The sequence below is a fragment of the Pseudarthrobacter sp. As-47 genome (assembly GCF_058215595.1).
Window position 1 is genome coordinate 2,608,213 of the sequence record NZ_CM177088.1, and the last position, 14,448, is coordinate 2,622,660.

The 14,448-nt window shown below is 66.8% G+C and carries 17 protein-coding genes and 1 riboswitch; of the genes, 1 reads left to right on the forward strand and 16 read right to left on the reverse strand.

Annotated features, from left to right (window positions below; all coding sequences use genetic code 11):
- Positions 1–26: 26 nt before the first annotated feature.
- The 15 genes from dprA to AC4BCK_RS12150 form a co-directional block, all read right to left on the reverse strand.
- On the reverse strand, positions 27–1,217 hold the full coding sequence (gene dprA, locus AC4BCK_RS12080; RefSeq protein ID WP_246256184.1) for a DNA-processing protein DprA: 1,191 nt from the start codon (positions 1,215–1,217) through the stop codon (positions 27–29).
- 11 nt (positions 1,218–1,228) lie between these two features.
- Positions 1,229–2,773: a YifB family Mg chelatase-like AAA ATPase gene (locus AC4BCK_RS12085; protein ID WP_363937618.1), complete on the reverse strand. Its 1,545-nt coding sequence runs from the start codon at positions 2,771–2,773 to the stop codon at positions 1,229–1,231.
- A complete protein-coding gene (locus tag AC4BCK_RS12090) occupies positions 2,774–3,130 on the reverse strand; it encodes a YraN family protein (RefSeq protein ID WP_363937621.1) in 357 nt (118 codons plus the stop codon).
- Between the two features lie 138 nt (positions 3,131–3,268).
- Positions 3,269–3,595 carry a DUF2469 domain-containing protein gene (locus AC4BCK_RS12095; RefSeq protein WP_056335405.1) on the reverse strand — a complete coding sequence of 109 codons (327 nt, stop codon included), beginning with the start codon at positions 3,593–3,595 and terminating at the stop codon, positions 3,269–3,271.
- 48 nt (positions 3,596–3,643) lie between these two features.
- Complete coding sequence (gene rnhB / locus AC4BCK_RS12100) at positions 3,644–4,414, reverse strand: ribonuclease HII (RefSeq protein ID WP_174178207.1); 771 nt, start codon at positions 4,412–4,414, stop codon at positions 3,644–3,646.
- A 2-nt stretch (positions 4,415–4,416) separates the two neighbouring features.
- Positions 4,417–5,244, reverse strand: a complete 828-nt coding sequence (gene lepB / locus AC4BCK_RS12105) for a signal peptidase I (protein WP_363937625.1) — start codon at positions 5,242–5,244, stop codon at positions 4,417–4,419.
- The gene (gene lepB, locus AC4BCK_RS12110; protein WP_363937628.1) at positions 5,245–5,919 is read right to left on the reverse strand and encodes a signal peptidase I; all 675 of its coding nucleotides are present in this window, start codon (positions 5,917–5,919) and stop codon (positions 5,245–5,247) included.
- An 86-nt stretch (positions 5,920–6,005) separates the two neighbouring features.
- Entirely contained in the window at positions 6,006–6,365 is a 360-nt protein-coding gene (gene rplS, locus AC4BCK_RS12115; protein WP_066276805.1) for a 50S ribosomal protein L19, read from the reverse strand.
- A gap of 275 nt (positions 6,366–6,640) precedes the next feature.
- Positions 6,641–7,453, reverse strand: coding sequence for a tRNA (guanosine(37)-N1)-methyltransferase TrmD (trmD, locus tag AC4BCK_RS12120; RefSeq protein ID WP_174178200.1), 813 nt, complete (start codon positions 7,451–7,453; stop codon positions 6,641–6,643).
- The gene (gene rimM / locus AC4BCK_RS12125) at positions 7,454–8,002 is read right to left on the reverse strand and encodes a ribosome maturation factor RimM (protein ID WP_363937630.1); all 549 of its coding nucleotides are present in this window, start codon (positions 8,000–8,002) and stop codon (positions 7,454–7,456) included.
- A gap of 107 nt (positions 8,003–8,109) precedes the next feature.
- On the reverse strand, positions 8,110–8,352 hold the full coding sequence (locus tag AC4BCK_RS12130) for an RNA-binding protein (RefSeq protein ID WP_013601399.1): 243 nt from the start codon (positions 8,350–8,352) through the stop codon (positions 8,110–8,112).
- A gap of 1 nt (position 8,353) precedes the next feature.
- Positions 8,354–8,776, reverse strand: coding sequence for a 30S ribosomal protein S16 (gene rpsP, locus AC4BCK_RS12135; protein WP_104184819.1), 423 nt, complete (start codon positions 8,774–8,776; stop codon positions 8,354–8,356).
- A gap of 215 nt (positions 8,777–8,991) precedes the next feature.
- Positions 8,992–9,432, reverse strand: coding sequence for a hypothetical protein (locus tag AC4BCK_RS12140; protein WP_174178248.1), 441 nt, complete (start codon positions 9,430–9,432; stop codon positions 8,992–8,994).
- A 79-nt stretch (positions 9,433–9,511) separates the two neighbouring features.
- Positions 9,512–10,387, reverse strand: coding sequence for a VOC family protein (locus AC4BCK_RS12145; protein ID WP_174178196.1), 876 nt, complete (start codon positions 10,385–10,387; stop codon positions 9,512–9,514).
- A 100-nt stretch (positions 10,388–10,487) separates the two neighbouring features.
- On the reverse strand, positions 10,488–11,570 hold the full coding sequence (locus AC4BCK_RS12150; RefSeq protein WP_363937634.1) for an amidohydrolase family protein: 1,083 nt from the start codon (positions 11,568–11,570) through the stop codon (positions 10,488–10,490).
- Between the two features lie 77 nt (positions 11,571–11,647).
- Positions 11,648–11,755: riboswitch (TPP riboswitch) on the forward strand.
- Between AC4BCK_RS12150 and thiC the strand changes: the two genes are divergently transcribed.
- Positions 11,750–13,573, forward strand: a complete 1,824-nt coding sequence (thiC, locus tag AC4BCK_RS12155; protein ID WP_363937637.1) for a phosphomethylpyrimidine synthase ThiC — start codon at positions 11,750–11,752, stop codon at positions 13,571–13,573. Its footprint overlaps the riboswitch before it by 6 nt.
- 74 nt (positions 13,574–13,647) lie before the next feature.
- Here the strand turns inward: thiC and AC4BCK_RS12160 are convergent, their stop codons facing one another.
- On the reverse strand, positions 13,648–14,379 hold the full coding sequence (locus tag AC4BCK_RS12160; RefSeq protein ID WP_363937639.1) for an alpha/beta hydrolase: 732 nt from the start codon (positions 14,377–14,379) through the stop codon (positions 13,648–13,650).
- Positions 14,380–14,448: the final 69 nt, after the last annotated feature.

The window sequence follows — 14,448 nt, forward strand, 5'->3', positions numbered from 1 at the left end:
CGGCCGTACCTGCCGGGCAATTCGCGTCAGCCTGTTGCCTTGCCGCGTTTCCAGCCTCCCCGTTCCGGGACGGCGAGGCCCAGCAGGCCCAGCCGGCCCAGCCCGGCCCGCACCGACTCCTGGGCCAGGCCGGCCACCACCGAGAGTTTTTCCACCGATGTCACGGAGCGGAGGGGAAGAGCGTCCAGGAGGATCAGATCCTCCAGCGTCAGCCCGTCCTGCACCGCGGCCTGCCCGTGGCGGGGATCAGGGAGGGCGGAGCCGCTCGGCCCGGCCAGCTCGGCTACCTCGGCAGCATCGGTCACGCAGACGGCGCCGCCGTCCCTCAGAAGCCGGTGGCATCCGGCCGAGTTGGCGCTGTGTACCGACCCCGGAACAGCCCCGACCGCCCGGCCAAGGGTCTCGGCGTGATGGGCGGTGTTGAGCGCCCCGGACCGCCACCTGGCCTCGACCACCACGGTCACGGCGGACAGGGCGGCAATGATGCGGTTACGTTGCAGGAACCGGTAACGGGTGGGAGCGGAGCCCGGCGGAACCTCGGCCAGGACAGCGCCTTGGTTGGATACGGCCCGCAGGAGGTCATCGTTCCCCGAAGGATAGAACCGGTCCACTCCCCCTGCCATCACAGCAATGGTGGGGACCGCACCGGACGCTCCGGCGAGGGCGGCCCGGTGGGCATGCGCGTCGATCCCGTAGGCCCCTCCCGACACCACGGTGAAGCCGCGCTGGGCCAGCGAGTAGGCAAGATCGCCGGTGACGGAGGCGCCGTAACTGGTGCTGTCCCGCGAGCCAACCAGGGCTATGGATGTTGCTGCTCCGGGCAGCGGCTGTTGCTGGCCCCGCCACCAGAGGCAGATCGGCTCCTGGATTCCAAGGTCAGCCAGCTGGACCGGCCACAATTCGTCCGACGGAATGATCAGCCGGCCGCCCAGCCGCGCCATGGTTGCCAGGTCCCGCTCGGGGGCCAGATCCGGTATCCGGGGATGCCAGCGTTTCAGGGAAGCGGCCAACCCTGCCCAGCTGGTGCCAGGGCCCCCGTCCGAGAGCAGCGCGGTGATCTCCCGCTCCAGCTCGGGGCCGGCCGACAGTTGCCCCGTGGCGATCCGCAGGGCATCCACTGCCCCGGCCGCCTGCACCAGCGCAAGGCCGGCCGCGTCCTGGGGTTCCATGAGGCGTGAGAGTGCGGCTCGGGAACGCCGCTCGATGCCCGAATCCATGGCTGCCTCCTTCATGCTGCGGCCGCCGTTGCCTGCCGAAGCCCCAGCGCCTGGCCGATGTCGTTGATGTCCGGTTGCTCCCGGTATCCCAAGTCGGCGAGGGTCCATGCGAGCCGGAGCACCCTGTCGTAGCCGCGCGCCGTGAGGATGCCGCGCTCCAGGGAATGATCCAGGATGCGCGTCACTGCGGGCGGGAGCCGAAGCTCGCCCCGGAGGATGCGGCCGGGGATCTGCGCATTGGTTTCCAGCCCGTAGGCGGCCAACCGCTCCCGTTGCCGGGACCGTGCGCCCAGCACCCGCCGTGCGACAGTTGCCGTGTCTTCCTCAGCCCCTGCCTGTCCGAAGTCGGCCAGGGAAACCCGTTCCACCTGAAGCTGGATGTCCACCCTGTCGAGGAGCGGACCGGACATCCTGGCCAGGTAACGCCGTCGCATCATGGGCGTGCAGGTGCAGTCGAGGCCTTTGCCGGAGGCCTTGCCGCAGGGACAGGGATTGGCGGCGAGCACCAGCTGGAACCTTGCTGGGTAGGCAGCGGTTCCTGCTGACCGGTGGATCACCAGTTCACCGCTTTCCAGTGGCTGGCGGAGGGCATCGAGCACGCGGCGCTCGTACTCGGGTGCCTCGTCAAGGAACAGGACTCCGCGGTGGGCACGGGAGGCGGCTCCGGGCCGGGGAAGCCCCGAGCCTCCCCCAATGATGGATGCCGCGGTTGCGGAGTGGTGCGGACTTTCGAAGGGTGGCCGCCGGAGGAGCTGCACAGGGGAAGACGGCAGTCCGCACAGCGAATGGATGGCCGTGACCTCCATGGACTCATGGTCGCCAAGATCCGGCAGGAGCCCGGGCAGGCGTTCCGCCAGCATGGTCTTGCCCGCGCCCGGAGGACCCGTCAGGAGGAGGTGGTGGGCCCCGGCAGCTGCGACTTCCAGTGCGCGCCGGGCATCCCCCTGGCCGGAGACATCCGCCATGTCAGGGCAAGTGCCGGCCTCCACTCCTGCGTCCCCGGGGCTGTCCGTGTCCTCTGGTTCGAAATCCAGCGCAAGCTCCTGGGGATCCGCCCCGAATTCCAGCGCCAGCCGGGCCAGGGTGCTGTACCCCCGCACGTTGGCATCAGGAACCAACGATGCCTCCGCCAGGTTTGCCTGCGCCACAACGATGTCCGGATAACCGGCCTGCACCGAGGCCATCACCGCCGGCAGGATTCCGCGAACAGGGCGCAGCCGGCCGTCGAGTCCCAGCTCTGCGATAAACACCGTCCGCCCGGTGGGTTTGATGTCATTGGCGGCGCGGAGTACGGCCATGGTCACCGCCAGGTCGAATCCGGATCCCCGCTTCGGCAGGGAGGCGGGGATGAGGTTGGCGGTGATCTTCCGGCGGCTCAGCGGAATTCCGGAATTCTTCGCCGCCGACCGGATCCGCTCCTTGGCCTCATTAAGGGAAGCGTCCGGAAGGCCGAGCAGTACGAATGCAGGGAGGGTCTGGCCGATGTCGGCTTCGACCTCCACCATGTAGCCGTTGAGCCCCACCAGGGCAATGGAGTAGGTGCGTCCCAGCGGCATTCAGCCCACCCCCCTGAGGTGCTCCACCAGGGGCGACCCGCCGCCGTCGTCAATCACCGCGATGACGTCAACGCGCCGCAGCGGCATCCGAAGCTCACGGTCCCGGCACCACGCGGCCCCCAGCCGGTGCAGCCGCGCCAGCTTGTCCGCGCCAACGGCTTCAAAGGGATGGCCGTAATCGAGGGTACGGCGGGTCTTGACCTCGGCGATCACCAGGGCATCGCCGTCGAGCGCGACGATGTCTATTTCACCCTCGGTGCAGCGCCAGTTGCGCTCCACCACGAGCATGCCAAGGGCTTCCAGGTATCCGGCGGCAAGGTCCTCGCCGTGCCGGCCCAGCAGGTCTTTCGATTTCATGTCTACCTCCGCAACCAGCCTGGACGGGCTGGAACACGAAGGACAGGACGGCGGTCCCCTATGTGGATGAACCGGGCCCGGCAGGCCTTGTGAAGGAAAAGTCAGCTGTGCAGGGGAAGTCCGGGCCCGCGCAAGGTGCTAGTTGCCCAGGTCGACATCCTTGGGCAGGGCAAGCTCCTCGTTGCGCGGAAGCTCTTCGACGTTGACGTCCTTGAAGGTCAGGACGCGGACACTCTTGACGAACCGTGCGGAACGGTAGACGTCCCAGACCCAGGCATCCTGCAGGGTCAGGTCAAAGTAGACCTCGCCGTCTGCGCTGCGGGCCTGCAGGTCCACGTGGTTGGCCAGGTAAAAGCGGCGTTCGGTCTCGACAACATAGCTGAACAGCCCGACGACATCGCGGTATTCACGGTAGAGCTGAAGCTCCATGTCGGTTTCGTAGTTTTCAAGATCCTCGGCACTCATGCTTCCATCTTGCACCATCGGCAGGGCGGCTGGTGTCCGGCGCGGGGCTCAGTCCCCGTCGGCTGGCCCTGCACCGTCCGCCAGGCCTTCGTCAGCCAGTTCCCCGCCAAGGAGCCGCCAGCTGACCCGGTGGTATGGCGTGGGCCCGGCAGCACGGAGGACATCCCGGTGCAGTGCGGTGGCGTAGCCCTTGTTGACGTCCCAGCCGAAGTCAGGGAACTCAGCATGGAGCTCCCGCATCATCCGGTCGCGCTCAACCTTTGCGATGACGCTGGCAGCCGCCACGCTCAGGCACTGCATGTCCGCCTTGACCTTGGTGTGCACGGGAGCGTCGCAGCTGCCCTCCAGTACCGGCTCGTCGAACAGGGACAGCTGCCCGGCAGGTGAGAGCCAGTTGTGGCTTCCGTCCAGGAGCACCGCCTCGGGGCGGACACCCGCGGAAAGGACTTCCTGCCACGCCCTGGTTCCGGCAAGGCGCAACGCGGCGATGATGCCGATGGAGTCGATTTCCTGCGCTGAGGCGTGGCCCACTGCCGACGCCACGCTCCACCGGCGGACCAGCGGGTCAAGGCGTTCCCGCTCCGCAGGGGGCAGGAGTTTGCTGTCCCGGACCCCGGCCAGGGGCTTCTGCCGTTCCAGGTCAACGACGGCGATGCCCACACTGACGGGCCCGGCAAGCGCGCCGCGCCCCACCTCGTCTACACCGGCAAGGTACCGGATCCCCTGGGCCTTGAAGGTCCGCTCGTGCCGGAGGGTGGGTGCCTTCCCTGGTGAGGGAACCTTGGTGGAACCCGGCCTGGTCTTGAGTGCGGCGGGCATGGTCAGGGCGCCGCCGGTACGTTGCGGAACACGTCGGGATAGTTGCCCAGGGTGGTGAACCGGCTCAGCGGCCAGGCAATGACGGCGGCCTTGCCCTCAAGGTCGGCCATGTCGATGAATCCGCCGTCGGAGTCCATGTGGGCGCGGGAGTCGGCGGAATGGTTGCGGTTGTCTCCCATCACCCATACCTTGCCCTCGGGGACAGTCACGTCGAAGTTGCGGATCTGCGGGATTTCAGCCGGATTGATGTAGCTCTCGTTGATGGCGGTCCCGTTAATGGTCAGTCTACCGCCGGCATCGCAGCAGACCACGTGGTCACCCGGGAGCCCGATGACCCTCTTGACCAGGTGCTGCTCGGAGTTGTCCGGCAGCAGGCCAACGAACGTCAGCCCGTCCTGGACCCAGGTGAAGGGGCCCTGCGGTTGTTCGGGCGCGGGCTGGAGCCAGCCCTTGGTGTCCCGGAAAACCACGACGTCGCCGCGGTTCAGCGCGAACGGCTCGGGGACCAGGAGGTTGACGAAGATGCGGTCGTCCACTTCCAGGGTGTTGACCATGGACTCGGACGGGATGAAGAACGCACGGAACAGGAAGGTCTTGATCAGGAAGGACAGGACGACGGCGATCACCACCACCGTGGCCACTTCCTTCAGCCATGCGAAGACGGGGCTGCCGGCGGGCTTCGCCGCAGACTTGGCGGCGGCGCGGCTGCCCGCGGCGCCGGACGCAGGCGCGCCAGGACCCTGGGCCGAAGTCCCGGGAACGGCATCGGCCGGAACGTCCGAAGCGCCTTCGTGGCGTGGTTCGGGAGTCCGCGCGTGGTTCTCGGGCATCTACTGTCCGTTCTCTGTTGTTGGTCCTGCAGGCGGACGGGGTATTGAAGCAAATCTATCAAGCGGCCAGATGATCTGGACCGGCCTGCCGATCACCCTGTCCAGCGGGACCATGCCGCCGCCGGGGGCTCCGAGCAGGCTTCGCGAATCGGCCGAGACGGAGCGGTGGTCCCCCATCAGCCACAGCCGGCCATCTGGGACCACGGCACTGAACCTTTGGGTGCTGGGGGCATCTCCGTTGAAGATGTAGGGCTCCGCCAGGGGCTCCCCGTTCACCGTCACGTTGCCGCCGCCGTCGCAGCAGGCCACCGAGTCCCCGGGGAGCCCGATGACCCTCTTGACGTAGGTGGTGTCGCTGCCGGTGAGGCCGACCCAGTGGGTGACGGCAGCCGCGGTGTCCGCCAGGGGGCCCTTGCCGCTGTTGAGCGGGGCGAAACTGCCCCTGCCGTCAAAGACGACGACGTCCCCGCGCCGGATCGGCTCGGCGCGGAAGTCGGTCCGGGAAACCAGGATGCGGTCCCCGCCTTCCAGCACGGGCTCCATGGACGCGGACGGGATGAAGTACACATCAAGCCACAGTGATCGGACCAGTCCGCTGACCGCAACGGCCAGGATGGCGGCCAGGAACGCAAAACGCCAGCCCATTTTCCGGGGCTGGCGTTTTGTGTGGTCCATGGTCCGTATCCTGGGCGCTGGTGCTGAATGGCTCCGGCGCTGGCCGGATACGGCTGTGGCCCGGCCTCTGCAGGTCCGAAAAGGACTTACTTTGCGGTGCTGAAGTCGCGCTTTTCCTTGATCTTCGCAGCCTTACCGCGCAGTGCGCGCATGTAGTAAAGCTTCGCGCGGCGGACGTCACCCTTGGTGACGACCTCGATCTTGTCGATGATCGGGGAGTGAACCGGGAAGGTACGCTCCACACCGACGCCGAAGGAGACCTTGCGGACCGTGAAGGTCTCACGGACGCCGTCGCCCTGGCGGCCCAGGACGAAGCCCTGGAATACCTGGACACGGGAGTTCTTGCCTTCGATGATGTTCACGTGCACCTTGAGGGTGTCACCCGCGCGGAACTCGGGAACATCGGTACGCAGCGAGGCTGCATCGAGGGAATCGAGAATATGCATAATTGCACTCCTGGTGAACGCCACAGGTCATTCACTTTGGGTCACGGCAGCAAAACCTGGGGCGCTCGTGGCGCACCGGGGATCTCCGCCGAAAGGTAAGTGGTCCGGCCACTTCACTGGTTGATGAGGCCGGTTGCCTTAGCTGTTGGTTGCGCTCCCCCTGTGGCAGGTGCGGACCCAGCAGACACAAGGACTAATTTTGCCACACTGCGGGGTCTACGGCCAATCCCGCAGCGCCCGCACCCAGGCTGCCTGCCATGGCTGCATGACGCCCCTTAGTCCTGCGGGGTGCCTTCAGCGCCGGGCCGGCGGCGCAGGCGGCCGTTCACGACGTCGTATCCCAGGTCCTGCAGTTCGGTGCGGTCGGCACGCGGCAGCTTCCCGGCGTCGAACGCTTCGAGGAGGTCGGGGCGGCGTTCCGCCGTCCGCCGGAACTGTTCATGGCGGCGCCACTGCGCAATCCTGCCGTGGTTCCCGCTCAGCAGCACGGCAGGCACTTCGCGCTCGCGCCACACAGAGGGCTTGGTGTAGACGGGGTACTCCAGGAGCCCGTCGGAATGGGATTCCTCCACCAGGGACTCGGGGTTGCCTACAACGCCCGGCAGCAGTCGTCCAATGGCTTCCACCATGGCCAGCACCGCAACCTCGCCGCCATTGAGGACGTAGTCACCCAGGCTGACGGGGCGGACGTCGAAATGCTCCCGGGACCACTCGATGACGCGTTCGTCGATGCCCTCGTAGCGTCCGCAGGCAAACGCGAGGTGCTCCTGCTCGGCCAACTCGTAGGCCAGCGCCTGGGTGAACCTCTCCCCCGCCGGCGACGGCACGATCAGTACCGGCCTGCCCGATCCTTCCGGGCGGTCGGCTGCGATGGATTCCAGGGCCTGCGCCCATGGTTCGGGCTTCATCACCATGCCGGCGCCCCCGCCGTAGGGCGTGTCGTCGACGGTGCGGTGCCTGTCCGTGGTGAAGGCGCGGAGGTCGTGGACGCGGAGGTCCAAGATCCCGTCCTGGCGGGCTTTCCCGATCAGGGACAGTTCCAGCGGTGCCAGGTATTCGGGAAAAATACTGACGACGTCGATCCGCATTTAGTCTTTCTCCTCCGGCTCCGAAGCGGCTGCTACGTCCTCCGCATTCAGCTCGAAGAGGCCGTCCGGCGGCGTGAGGAGGATGAACCCGCCATCAACATTGACCTCGGGCACGATCTGCTCCACGAAGGGAATCAGGATTTCCTTGCCCTCCGGAGTGGTGACCATCAGCAGGTCCTGGACGGGCATGGTGTTCAGTGCGGTGACCTTGCCGACCACCCGGGAACCGATCCTGGCCTCGAGGCCAACGAGTTCGTGCTCGTACCAGCCTTCGTCGTCGTCTTCGTCCAGCTCCTCAGTTTCAATGAAAAGCTTGGCACCCCGGAGGGTTTCCGCTTCGTTGCGGGTCCCAATTTCGTCGAAGCCCAGCAGCAGGATGTCCTTGTTCCAGCGGGCGCTGTTTACGGTGAGCGGTCCCGCTGACGCCGGCTCAACCACGAATTCGGTGCCCGGCACGAACCTGTCCCCAGGGGCGTCGGTCAGGACCTGGACCGTCACTTCGCCGCGGATGCCGTGCGGTTTGCCGATTCGTGCCACCTGAAGCTGCATGTGTTCCTCTGTGTTGGATGTGGTTTTCGGTGCTCTGGTAAAAGCACTCCGGCCCCTCCACCGCATGGGTGGAGGGGCCGGAGCTAAAACTGAATAGTGCCGAGCGCTCAGCGGCGGCGGTCGGTGTCGACAACGTCGACCCGCACCGGTTCGCCACCGGCCAGGGCTGCCACTACGGTGCGCAGTGCGCGCGCCGTGCGGCCCTGGCGGCCAATCACCCGTCCAAGGTCGTCCTGGTGAACGCGCACTTCGAGGGTGTCCCCGCGGCGGTTGCTCTTGGAGCTGACCTTGACGTCGTCCGGGGAATCAACGATTCCGCGGACCAGGTGTTCCAGCGCTTCTGCCAGCAATCTACTCAGCCTCGGTGGTCTCTGCTTCGGCCTCGGCGGGAGCTTCGGCTGCGTCAGACTTGGATGCCTTCTTGGTGATGGCTTCCGGGATGATCACGGAACCCTTTTCCGGGGCAACGAAGGCTTCCTTCTGGGTCTTGGTCTTCAGGGTGCCTTCCTGGCCCGGCAGGCCCTTGAACTTCTGCCAGTCACCGGTGATCTTGAGGATCGCGGCGACCTGCTCGGACGGCTGGGCGCCGACGGACAGCCAGTACTGGGCACGCTCGGAGTTGACCTCGATGTATGAGGGCTCTTCGGTGGGGTGGTACTTGCCGATCTCTTCGATGGCGCGGCCGTCACGCTTGGTGCGTGAGTCCGCGACGACGATGCGGTAGTACGGTGCGCGCATCTTGCCAAAGCGCTTAAGGCGAATCTTTACGGCCACTGTTGTGGTCACTCCTGTTTCAGAAAAGGGGGTGAACCCGGCGTTCTGCACCCGTGGGGCGGGCCGTACTTGCGGGCTCGAAGGACAGGATCCAGACGCGGAGAGAGGGGCCACGCAGATCGAGTACCTGTTTATTGTGCCAGATCAGCGCCAGGATTTCGACTTGGCGCGGCGTGACACGGGCGACGCCGGCCGGAGGTTCCGGCCGGATCAGCTCAGGCGGACCAGACGTACAGGCCGGTACGCTCCGAGTCGTCGATTCCGCCGGCGAGTTCAGCGAGCCGCTGCACGTACGTCCGCGCCTCTGCAGCACCAAACGGCATGTCATCCTGCGCGGCCCACTGCTCGGCAACCTCTTCGAGGATGTCGCCTTCCCCTTCGGTTTCATAGGACAGCAGGTCCGCCAGGGCGCGCACCATGGCCGGGGGCACGGCCAGGAGCGAATCGCTGCCCACATCCACCATGGTCAGTTCGTAATCCGCTCCTCCGGCGTGCACGGCGGTACCGGCCAGGTCGCCCAGCTGCTCCACTTCAAAATCGCTGATGTCCGGAATCCGGACCGCGTCACCTGCGGGAGCGCTGCCGCCGCCGTCAAGGACGCCGGCACGCTTCAGTGCTGCGTCGTGGGTGGCAACAAAGATCTCGGTGAAGCCCATGGGGATTGCCCTCATTCCTTTGGCGGTGGTGCGGCCGCCGGGAGGCTGCTCCTGCCCGGCCGTTCGGATTCAGCCTAGTTCAGCGCACAGCCACCCGGATGCGGTTGCGCCACGGATCCTCGAAGCGGAGTTCGGCGCCGGTGTGGTGCGCGGCAACGCCGGCGACCTTGAGGCGGTCGGCGAGGGAGCCGACGTCGTCCCCTGACGGCACCTCGATGAGGACCTCGCCCAGGCCGAGGGTGTCCTTGCGGGGTCCCGCCCCGCGGCTGTTCCAGACGTTCATGGCCATGTGGTGGTGGTAGCGTCCGGCGGAAACAAACAGGGCCTGCCCGTGCCAGCCGGCGGTCTTCTCGAAGCCGAGGGTCCCCACGTAGAAGTCGCGCGCCGTCTGGACGTCTCCCACCTGGAGGTGCACGTGGCCGACGCCTGCCACGGACCCGAGCTGGCGCTCCAGGGAATCTTCCGTCAGGTGCTGCTCGAGGTACCGCTGCGGCGGGAGGGCCAGGCTGTCCATCACCACGTCCGTGCCGTTCCAGGACCAGTTGCTGCGCGGCCGGTCCCAGTAGAGCTCGATGCCGTTGCCCTCGGGGTCGTTGAAGTAGAAGGCTTCGCTGACAAGGTGGTCGGCGCTGCCGGTGAACGAGCGCGGTTCGAACCGGGCGGCGGTGGCGATGGTGGCAGCAAGGTCTGCCTGGTTCTCGAACAACAGCGCCGTGTGGAACAGGCCGGCCTCTCCCCTGCCCGGCAGGTTCAGCCCGGGCGCGGGCGCCAGGTGCACAAGCGGCTTCTGCAGCCGGCCAAGGTAGATGCCGCCGTCCTGCTCCGCAATGACCTCCAGGCCGAGGGCGCGCTGGTAGTAGTCGGTCATAACCTTCATGTTGCCCACCTTGAGCATCACAGTGCCCATGGCGAGGTCGGCAGGAAGAAGATCCTGGCTTGCGGCTTGTGCAGTCATTGGTAACTCCCGGTGCTGTGGGCCTTCCGGTTGGCAGCCCTTACACACTTAAAATTACTTGAAGCTTCAATTTATTCCAAGTCCCAGGCCGGTTGTCTTTTCAGCGGACCACCCGTCCGCCCAGGACAACGTGCGCCAGGTTACGGACCGCTTCCGGTACCTTCCGCGGGTCCTCCCGGCACAAGACAACATCTGCCCGTGCCCCTTCCTCCAGGCCCTCCGCGCCCTGCCACTCCCGCGCACTCCAGCACGCGGCGTCCAGGGCAGACGCCATGGGCAGCCCGGCAGCATGGAGGGCCAGGATCTCGTCGGCGATCCTGCCGTGCCTGATCACGCTGCCGGCGTCGGTCCCGGCGTAGATCCGCACGCCGGCCTCGAACGCCTCAAGCACCCGCTCCTCCCGCCGTTCCCACAGTGAACGCATGTGCGCCGCATACTGCGGGAACTTGGGTGCTGCCTGCGCGGCGATGTCCGGGAACGTGGCGATATTGACCAGGGTGGGCACAATGGGCACCTGCTGCTCCACGAAGCGGGGCAGGTGCCGCGGCAGGAGGCCGGTGGCGTGCTCGACGCAGTCGATGCCGGCGTCCAGCACGTCGTCGAGCGTCTCTTCCGCGAAGCAGTGGGCGGTGACGCGCGCGCCTTCGTCATGGGCGGCCAGGACTGCATCGCGGACGACGGCGGCAGGGAACGACGGCGCGAGGTCGCCGGCGCCGCGGTCAATCCAGTCCCCCACAAGCTTGACCCAGCCGTCACCTTCCCTGGCCTGTTTACGGACAGCTTCCACCAGGCCCTCCGGTTCGACTTCCTCAGCAAACCCCCGCAGGTACCGGCGCGTGCGCGCAACGTGGCGTCCGGCGCGGATCAGCACCGGGACGTCTTTTCTGTCCTGCAGCCATCGCGTGTCAGCAGGGGAACCTGCGTCCCGGATCAACAGTGTGCCGGCCATCAGGTCCGTCCGCGCCTGCTCTTCGGCAGTCGGAGCATCCACCGCCCCTCCCACGCCGAGCCCGATGTGGCAGTGGGCATCCACGAAGCCCGGCAGCACCCATCCCGCCAGGATCCGGTCCGGAGCCTTCGCCGGCCGGCGGAACGTCAGGCGCCCGTCGACGGACCACAGTCCGTGCTGCTCACTCCCGGGTCCGGTCAGGACTGTCCCCGTGAAGTGGATGATTTCTGCCATGTGCACCTCTTTCCTGCCCGGTCAGGCTAGCACCGGCAATGTGACAAGCCCCGAAAGAAGGGCTGTGGTATCTTTCATCTTGACCACACGGGTGCCCCTGCAGGGGCTGAGATCGGGCTGACGCAGCCTGCGACCGTCGAACCTGTCCGGGTAATGCCGGCGAAGGAAGTGAGTATTCCTTGAGTACACCAAATCAGCAGCTTAACCCTGCCCGCAACACCCCGGGTGCCGCCACTGACGGGAACCCGCCGCCGGTGACGCAATCCTTGAAATCCCACTCCCTGGCCTACCTCGAGGACGCCGGGACCGGGATCCGTGTTCCCGTGACGGAAATTGCGTTGGAGCCGTCCCCCAACGGCATTCCGAACCAGCCGTTCCGGACCTACCGGACGGCCGGTCCGGGGAGCAATCCCGTCCAGGGCCTTCCTCCCTTCCGCAGGGAATGGATCGAGGCGCGGGCAGACACGGAAGCGTATAGCGGCAGGGAGAGGAACCTGCTCGACGACGGCCGCTCGGCTGTACGCCGCGGCGCCGCCAGCGCGGAGTGGAAGGGAGCGCCTCCCGTGCCGCGCCGCGCCGTCGAGGGCCGGACCGTGACCCAGATGCACTATGCGCGCCAGGGCGTCACCACCCCGGAAATGCGCTTCGTGGCGCTGCGGGAGAACTGCGATGTTGAACTGGTCCGGAGCGAAATCGCCGCAGGCCGGGCCATCATTCCCAACAACATCAACCACCCCGAATCCGAGCCGATGATCATCGGCAAGGCCTTCCTGGTGAAGATCAACGCCAACATCGGCAACTCGGCAGTGACCAGTTCAATCGCCGAAGAGGTGGACAAGCTGCAGTGGGCAACCCGGTGGGGCGCCGACACCGTCATGGATCTCTCCACCGGCGACGACATCCACACCACCCGGGAGTGGATCATCCGCAATTCGCCTGTCCCGATCGGCACCGTCCCCATCTACCAGGCCCTGGAGAAGGTCAACGGCGAAGCCAACGCCCTGACCTGGGAGATCTTCCGTGACACCGTCATCGAACAGTGCGAGCAGGGGGTGGACTACATGACCATCCACGCCGGCGTGCTGCTTCGCTACGTCCCCCTGACCGCCAACCGCGTCACGGGCATCGTGTCCCGTGGCGGGTCCATCATGGCCGGGTGGTGCCTGGCGCACCACCGGGAGAACTTCCTCTACACGCACTTCGATGAGCTCTGCGAAATTTTCGCCCGGTACGACGTCGCGTTTTCCCTGGGTGACGGCCTGCGGCCGGGGGCGACGGCGGATGCCAACGATGCCGCGCAGTTTGCCGAGCTGGACACGCTCGCCGAGCTCACGCAGCGTGCCTGGGAGCACGACGTCCAGGTGATGGTGGAGGGTCCTGGACACGTCCCGTTCCACCTGGTCAGGGAGAACGTTGAACGGCAGCAGGAGCTGTGCAAGGGCGCGCCGTTCTACACGCTGGGCCCGCTGGTGACCGACGTGGCCCCGGGCTACGACCACATCACCTCCGCCATCGGCGCAACGGAAATTGCCCGCTACGGCACGGCAATGCTGTGCTACGTCACGCCCAAGGAACACCTGGGGCTGCCCAACAAGGACGATGTCAAGACAGGGGTGATCACGTACAAGATCGCTGCGCACGCGGCAGACCTTGCCAAAGGCCACCCGGGCGCCCACGAACGTGATGACGCACTGTCCAAGGCACGCTTCGAGTTCCGGTGGCGGGACCAGTTTGCGTTGTCGCTGGACCCGGAGACGGCCGAGGCCTTCCACGACGAAACCCTCCCGGCCGAACCGGCGAAGACCGCGCATTTCTGCTCCATGTGCGGGCCCAAGTTCTGCTCCATGAGGATCAGCCAGGACATCAGGGACGAGTACGGCTCCGCCGAGTCGCAGGCGGCGCTTGCTGAAGCGGCAGCCGGCATGCGGGGCAAGAGCGAGGAATTCCTGGCCGCCGGCGGGAAAGTCTATTTGCCGGAGCTGAGCGTTCCGCCGGGGCGCTAGCAGCCTGCAGGTGCCGTCCGGCTGGTCATTGGGGCCGGCCGGACGGGCCCCTGTGGAGGGCAATTTCGGGAGGATCAGGAGGCGCGTGCCTGCACGCGGCTTGAGTCGCTGATGAACGAACGGATGATGCGGTCCCCTTCCGGGGAGTCGTGGGGCCGGTGCCCGCCGGCGGCAGTACGGTGGAGCGCCCCGGTTTCACGGAGGTAGCCGGCGATCTCCTCGTAGAGCGGCTCCCAGCCGCCGGTCAGGACGAGCGTCGGCACGCCGGGGACGATATGCAGCGGGGCTTCCCAGGACGGCGCCTGCAGCCGCAGCCGCCTGGCAGAGCGCTTCTCCTCGGCAGTCACCGGCTGCTGCAGGTCGGTGGCATAGACCCTGCGGACGAACTCGCGCTGGAAATCCTCGTCACTGAGTTGATGCCGGACGTTATACAGCGGCTGCATCAGCCCGATGTGCGCCGCGGTGGCCGGCAGTTCAGCGGTCAGGGACAGGCAGGCCGGCTCCACCAGGGTCAGCGAGTAGACAAGGTCGGGTCGTTCGACGGCGGCCATCATGGCGGAGATGGCCCCTTGCGCATGCGCCACGACGTGCCCGCCGGCGCTGCCCCGGCCGTCGTCCCCAAGGGAGTCCAGCAGGATGCGCGTGTCCTCCTCGAACGAGGACGCGGTGGGTTCGGCAACAGTGTCGAAGCCGTGGCGGCGCAGGAACAGGGCATCGTAGGACAGGGCCACGCCGTGCTGGCGGGGCCAGGCTGCGGCGCCGAAGCTGCCCGCGCCGTGCACGAACACTACCCTCTGCTTGAACATGACCCAACCCTATTCCACGGCACCGGCATCCCCGGCAGGCAGCAGCAGATGTCGTCGCGAGCCCTCAAA

Coding starts and splice junctions, on each gene's coding strand:
- AC4BCK_RS12160 (WP_363937639.1), bottom strand. CDS start 14,379: ATGTTCAAGCAGAGGGTAGTGTTCGTGCACGGCGCGGGCAGCTTCGGC.
- dprA (WP_246256184.1), bottom strand. CDS start 1,217: ATGGATTCGGGCATCGAGCGGCGTTCCCGAGCCGCACTCTCACGCCTC.
- lepB (WP_363937625.1), bottom strand. CDS start 5,244: ATGCCCGAGAACCACGCGCGGACTCCCGAACCACGCCACGAAGGCGCT.
- trmD (WP_174178200.1), bottom strand. CDS start 7,453: ATGCGGATCGACGTCGTCAGTATTTTTCCCGAATACCTGGCACCGCTG.
- AC4BCK_RS12090 (WP_363937621.1), bottom strand. CDS start 3,130: ATGAAATCGAAAGACCTGCTGGGCCGGCACGGCGAGGACCTTGCCGCC.
- rplS (WP_066276805.1), bottom strand. CDS start 6,365: ATGCATATTCTCGATTCCCTCGATGCAGCCTCGCTGCGTACCGATGTT.
- rnhB (WP_174178207.1), bottom strand. CDS start 4,414: ATGCCCGCCGCACTCAAGACCAGGCCGGGTTCCACCAAGGTTCCCTCA.
- AC4BCK_RS12085 (WP_363937618.1), bottom strand. CDS start 2,773: ATGCCGCTGGGACGCACCTACTCCATTGCCCTGGTGGGGCTCAACGGC.
- AC4BCK_RS12150 (WP_363937634.1), bottom strand. CDS start 11,570: ATGGCAGAAATCATCCACTTCACGGGGACAGTCCTGACCGGACCCGGG.
- rimM (WP_363937630.1), bottom strand. CDS start 8,002: ATGCAGCTTCAGGTGGCACGAATCGGCAAACCGCACGGCATCCGCGGC.
- AC4BCK_RS12095 (WP_056335405.1), bottom strand. CDS start 3,595: ATGAGTGCCGAGGATCTTGAAAACTACGAAACCGACATGGAGCTTCAG.
- AC4BCK_RS12145 (WP_174178196.1), bottom strand. CDS start 10,387: ATGACTGCACAAGCCGCAAGCCAGGATCTTCTTCCTGCCGACCTCGCC.
- lepB (WP_363937628.1), bottom strand. CDS start 5,919: ATGGACCACACAAAACGCCAGCCCCGGAAAATGGGCTGGCGTTTTGCG.
- AC4BCK_RS12140 (WP_174178248.1), bottom strand. CDS start 9,432: ATGGGCTTCACCGAGATCTTTGTTGCCACCCACGACGCAGCACTGAAG.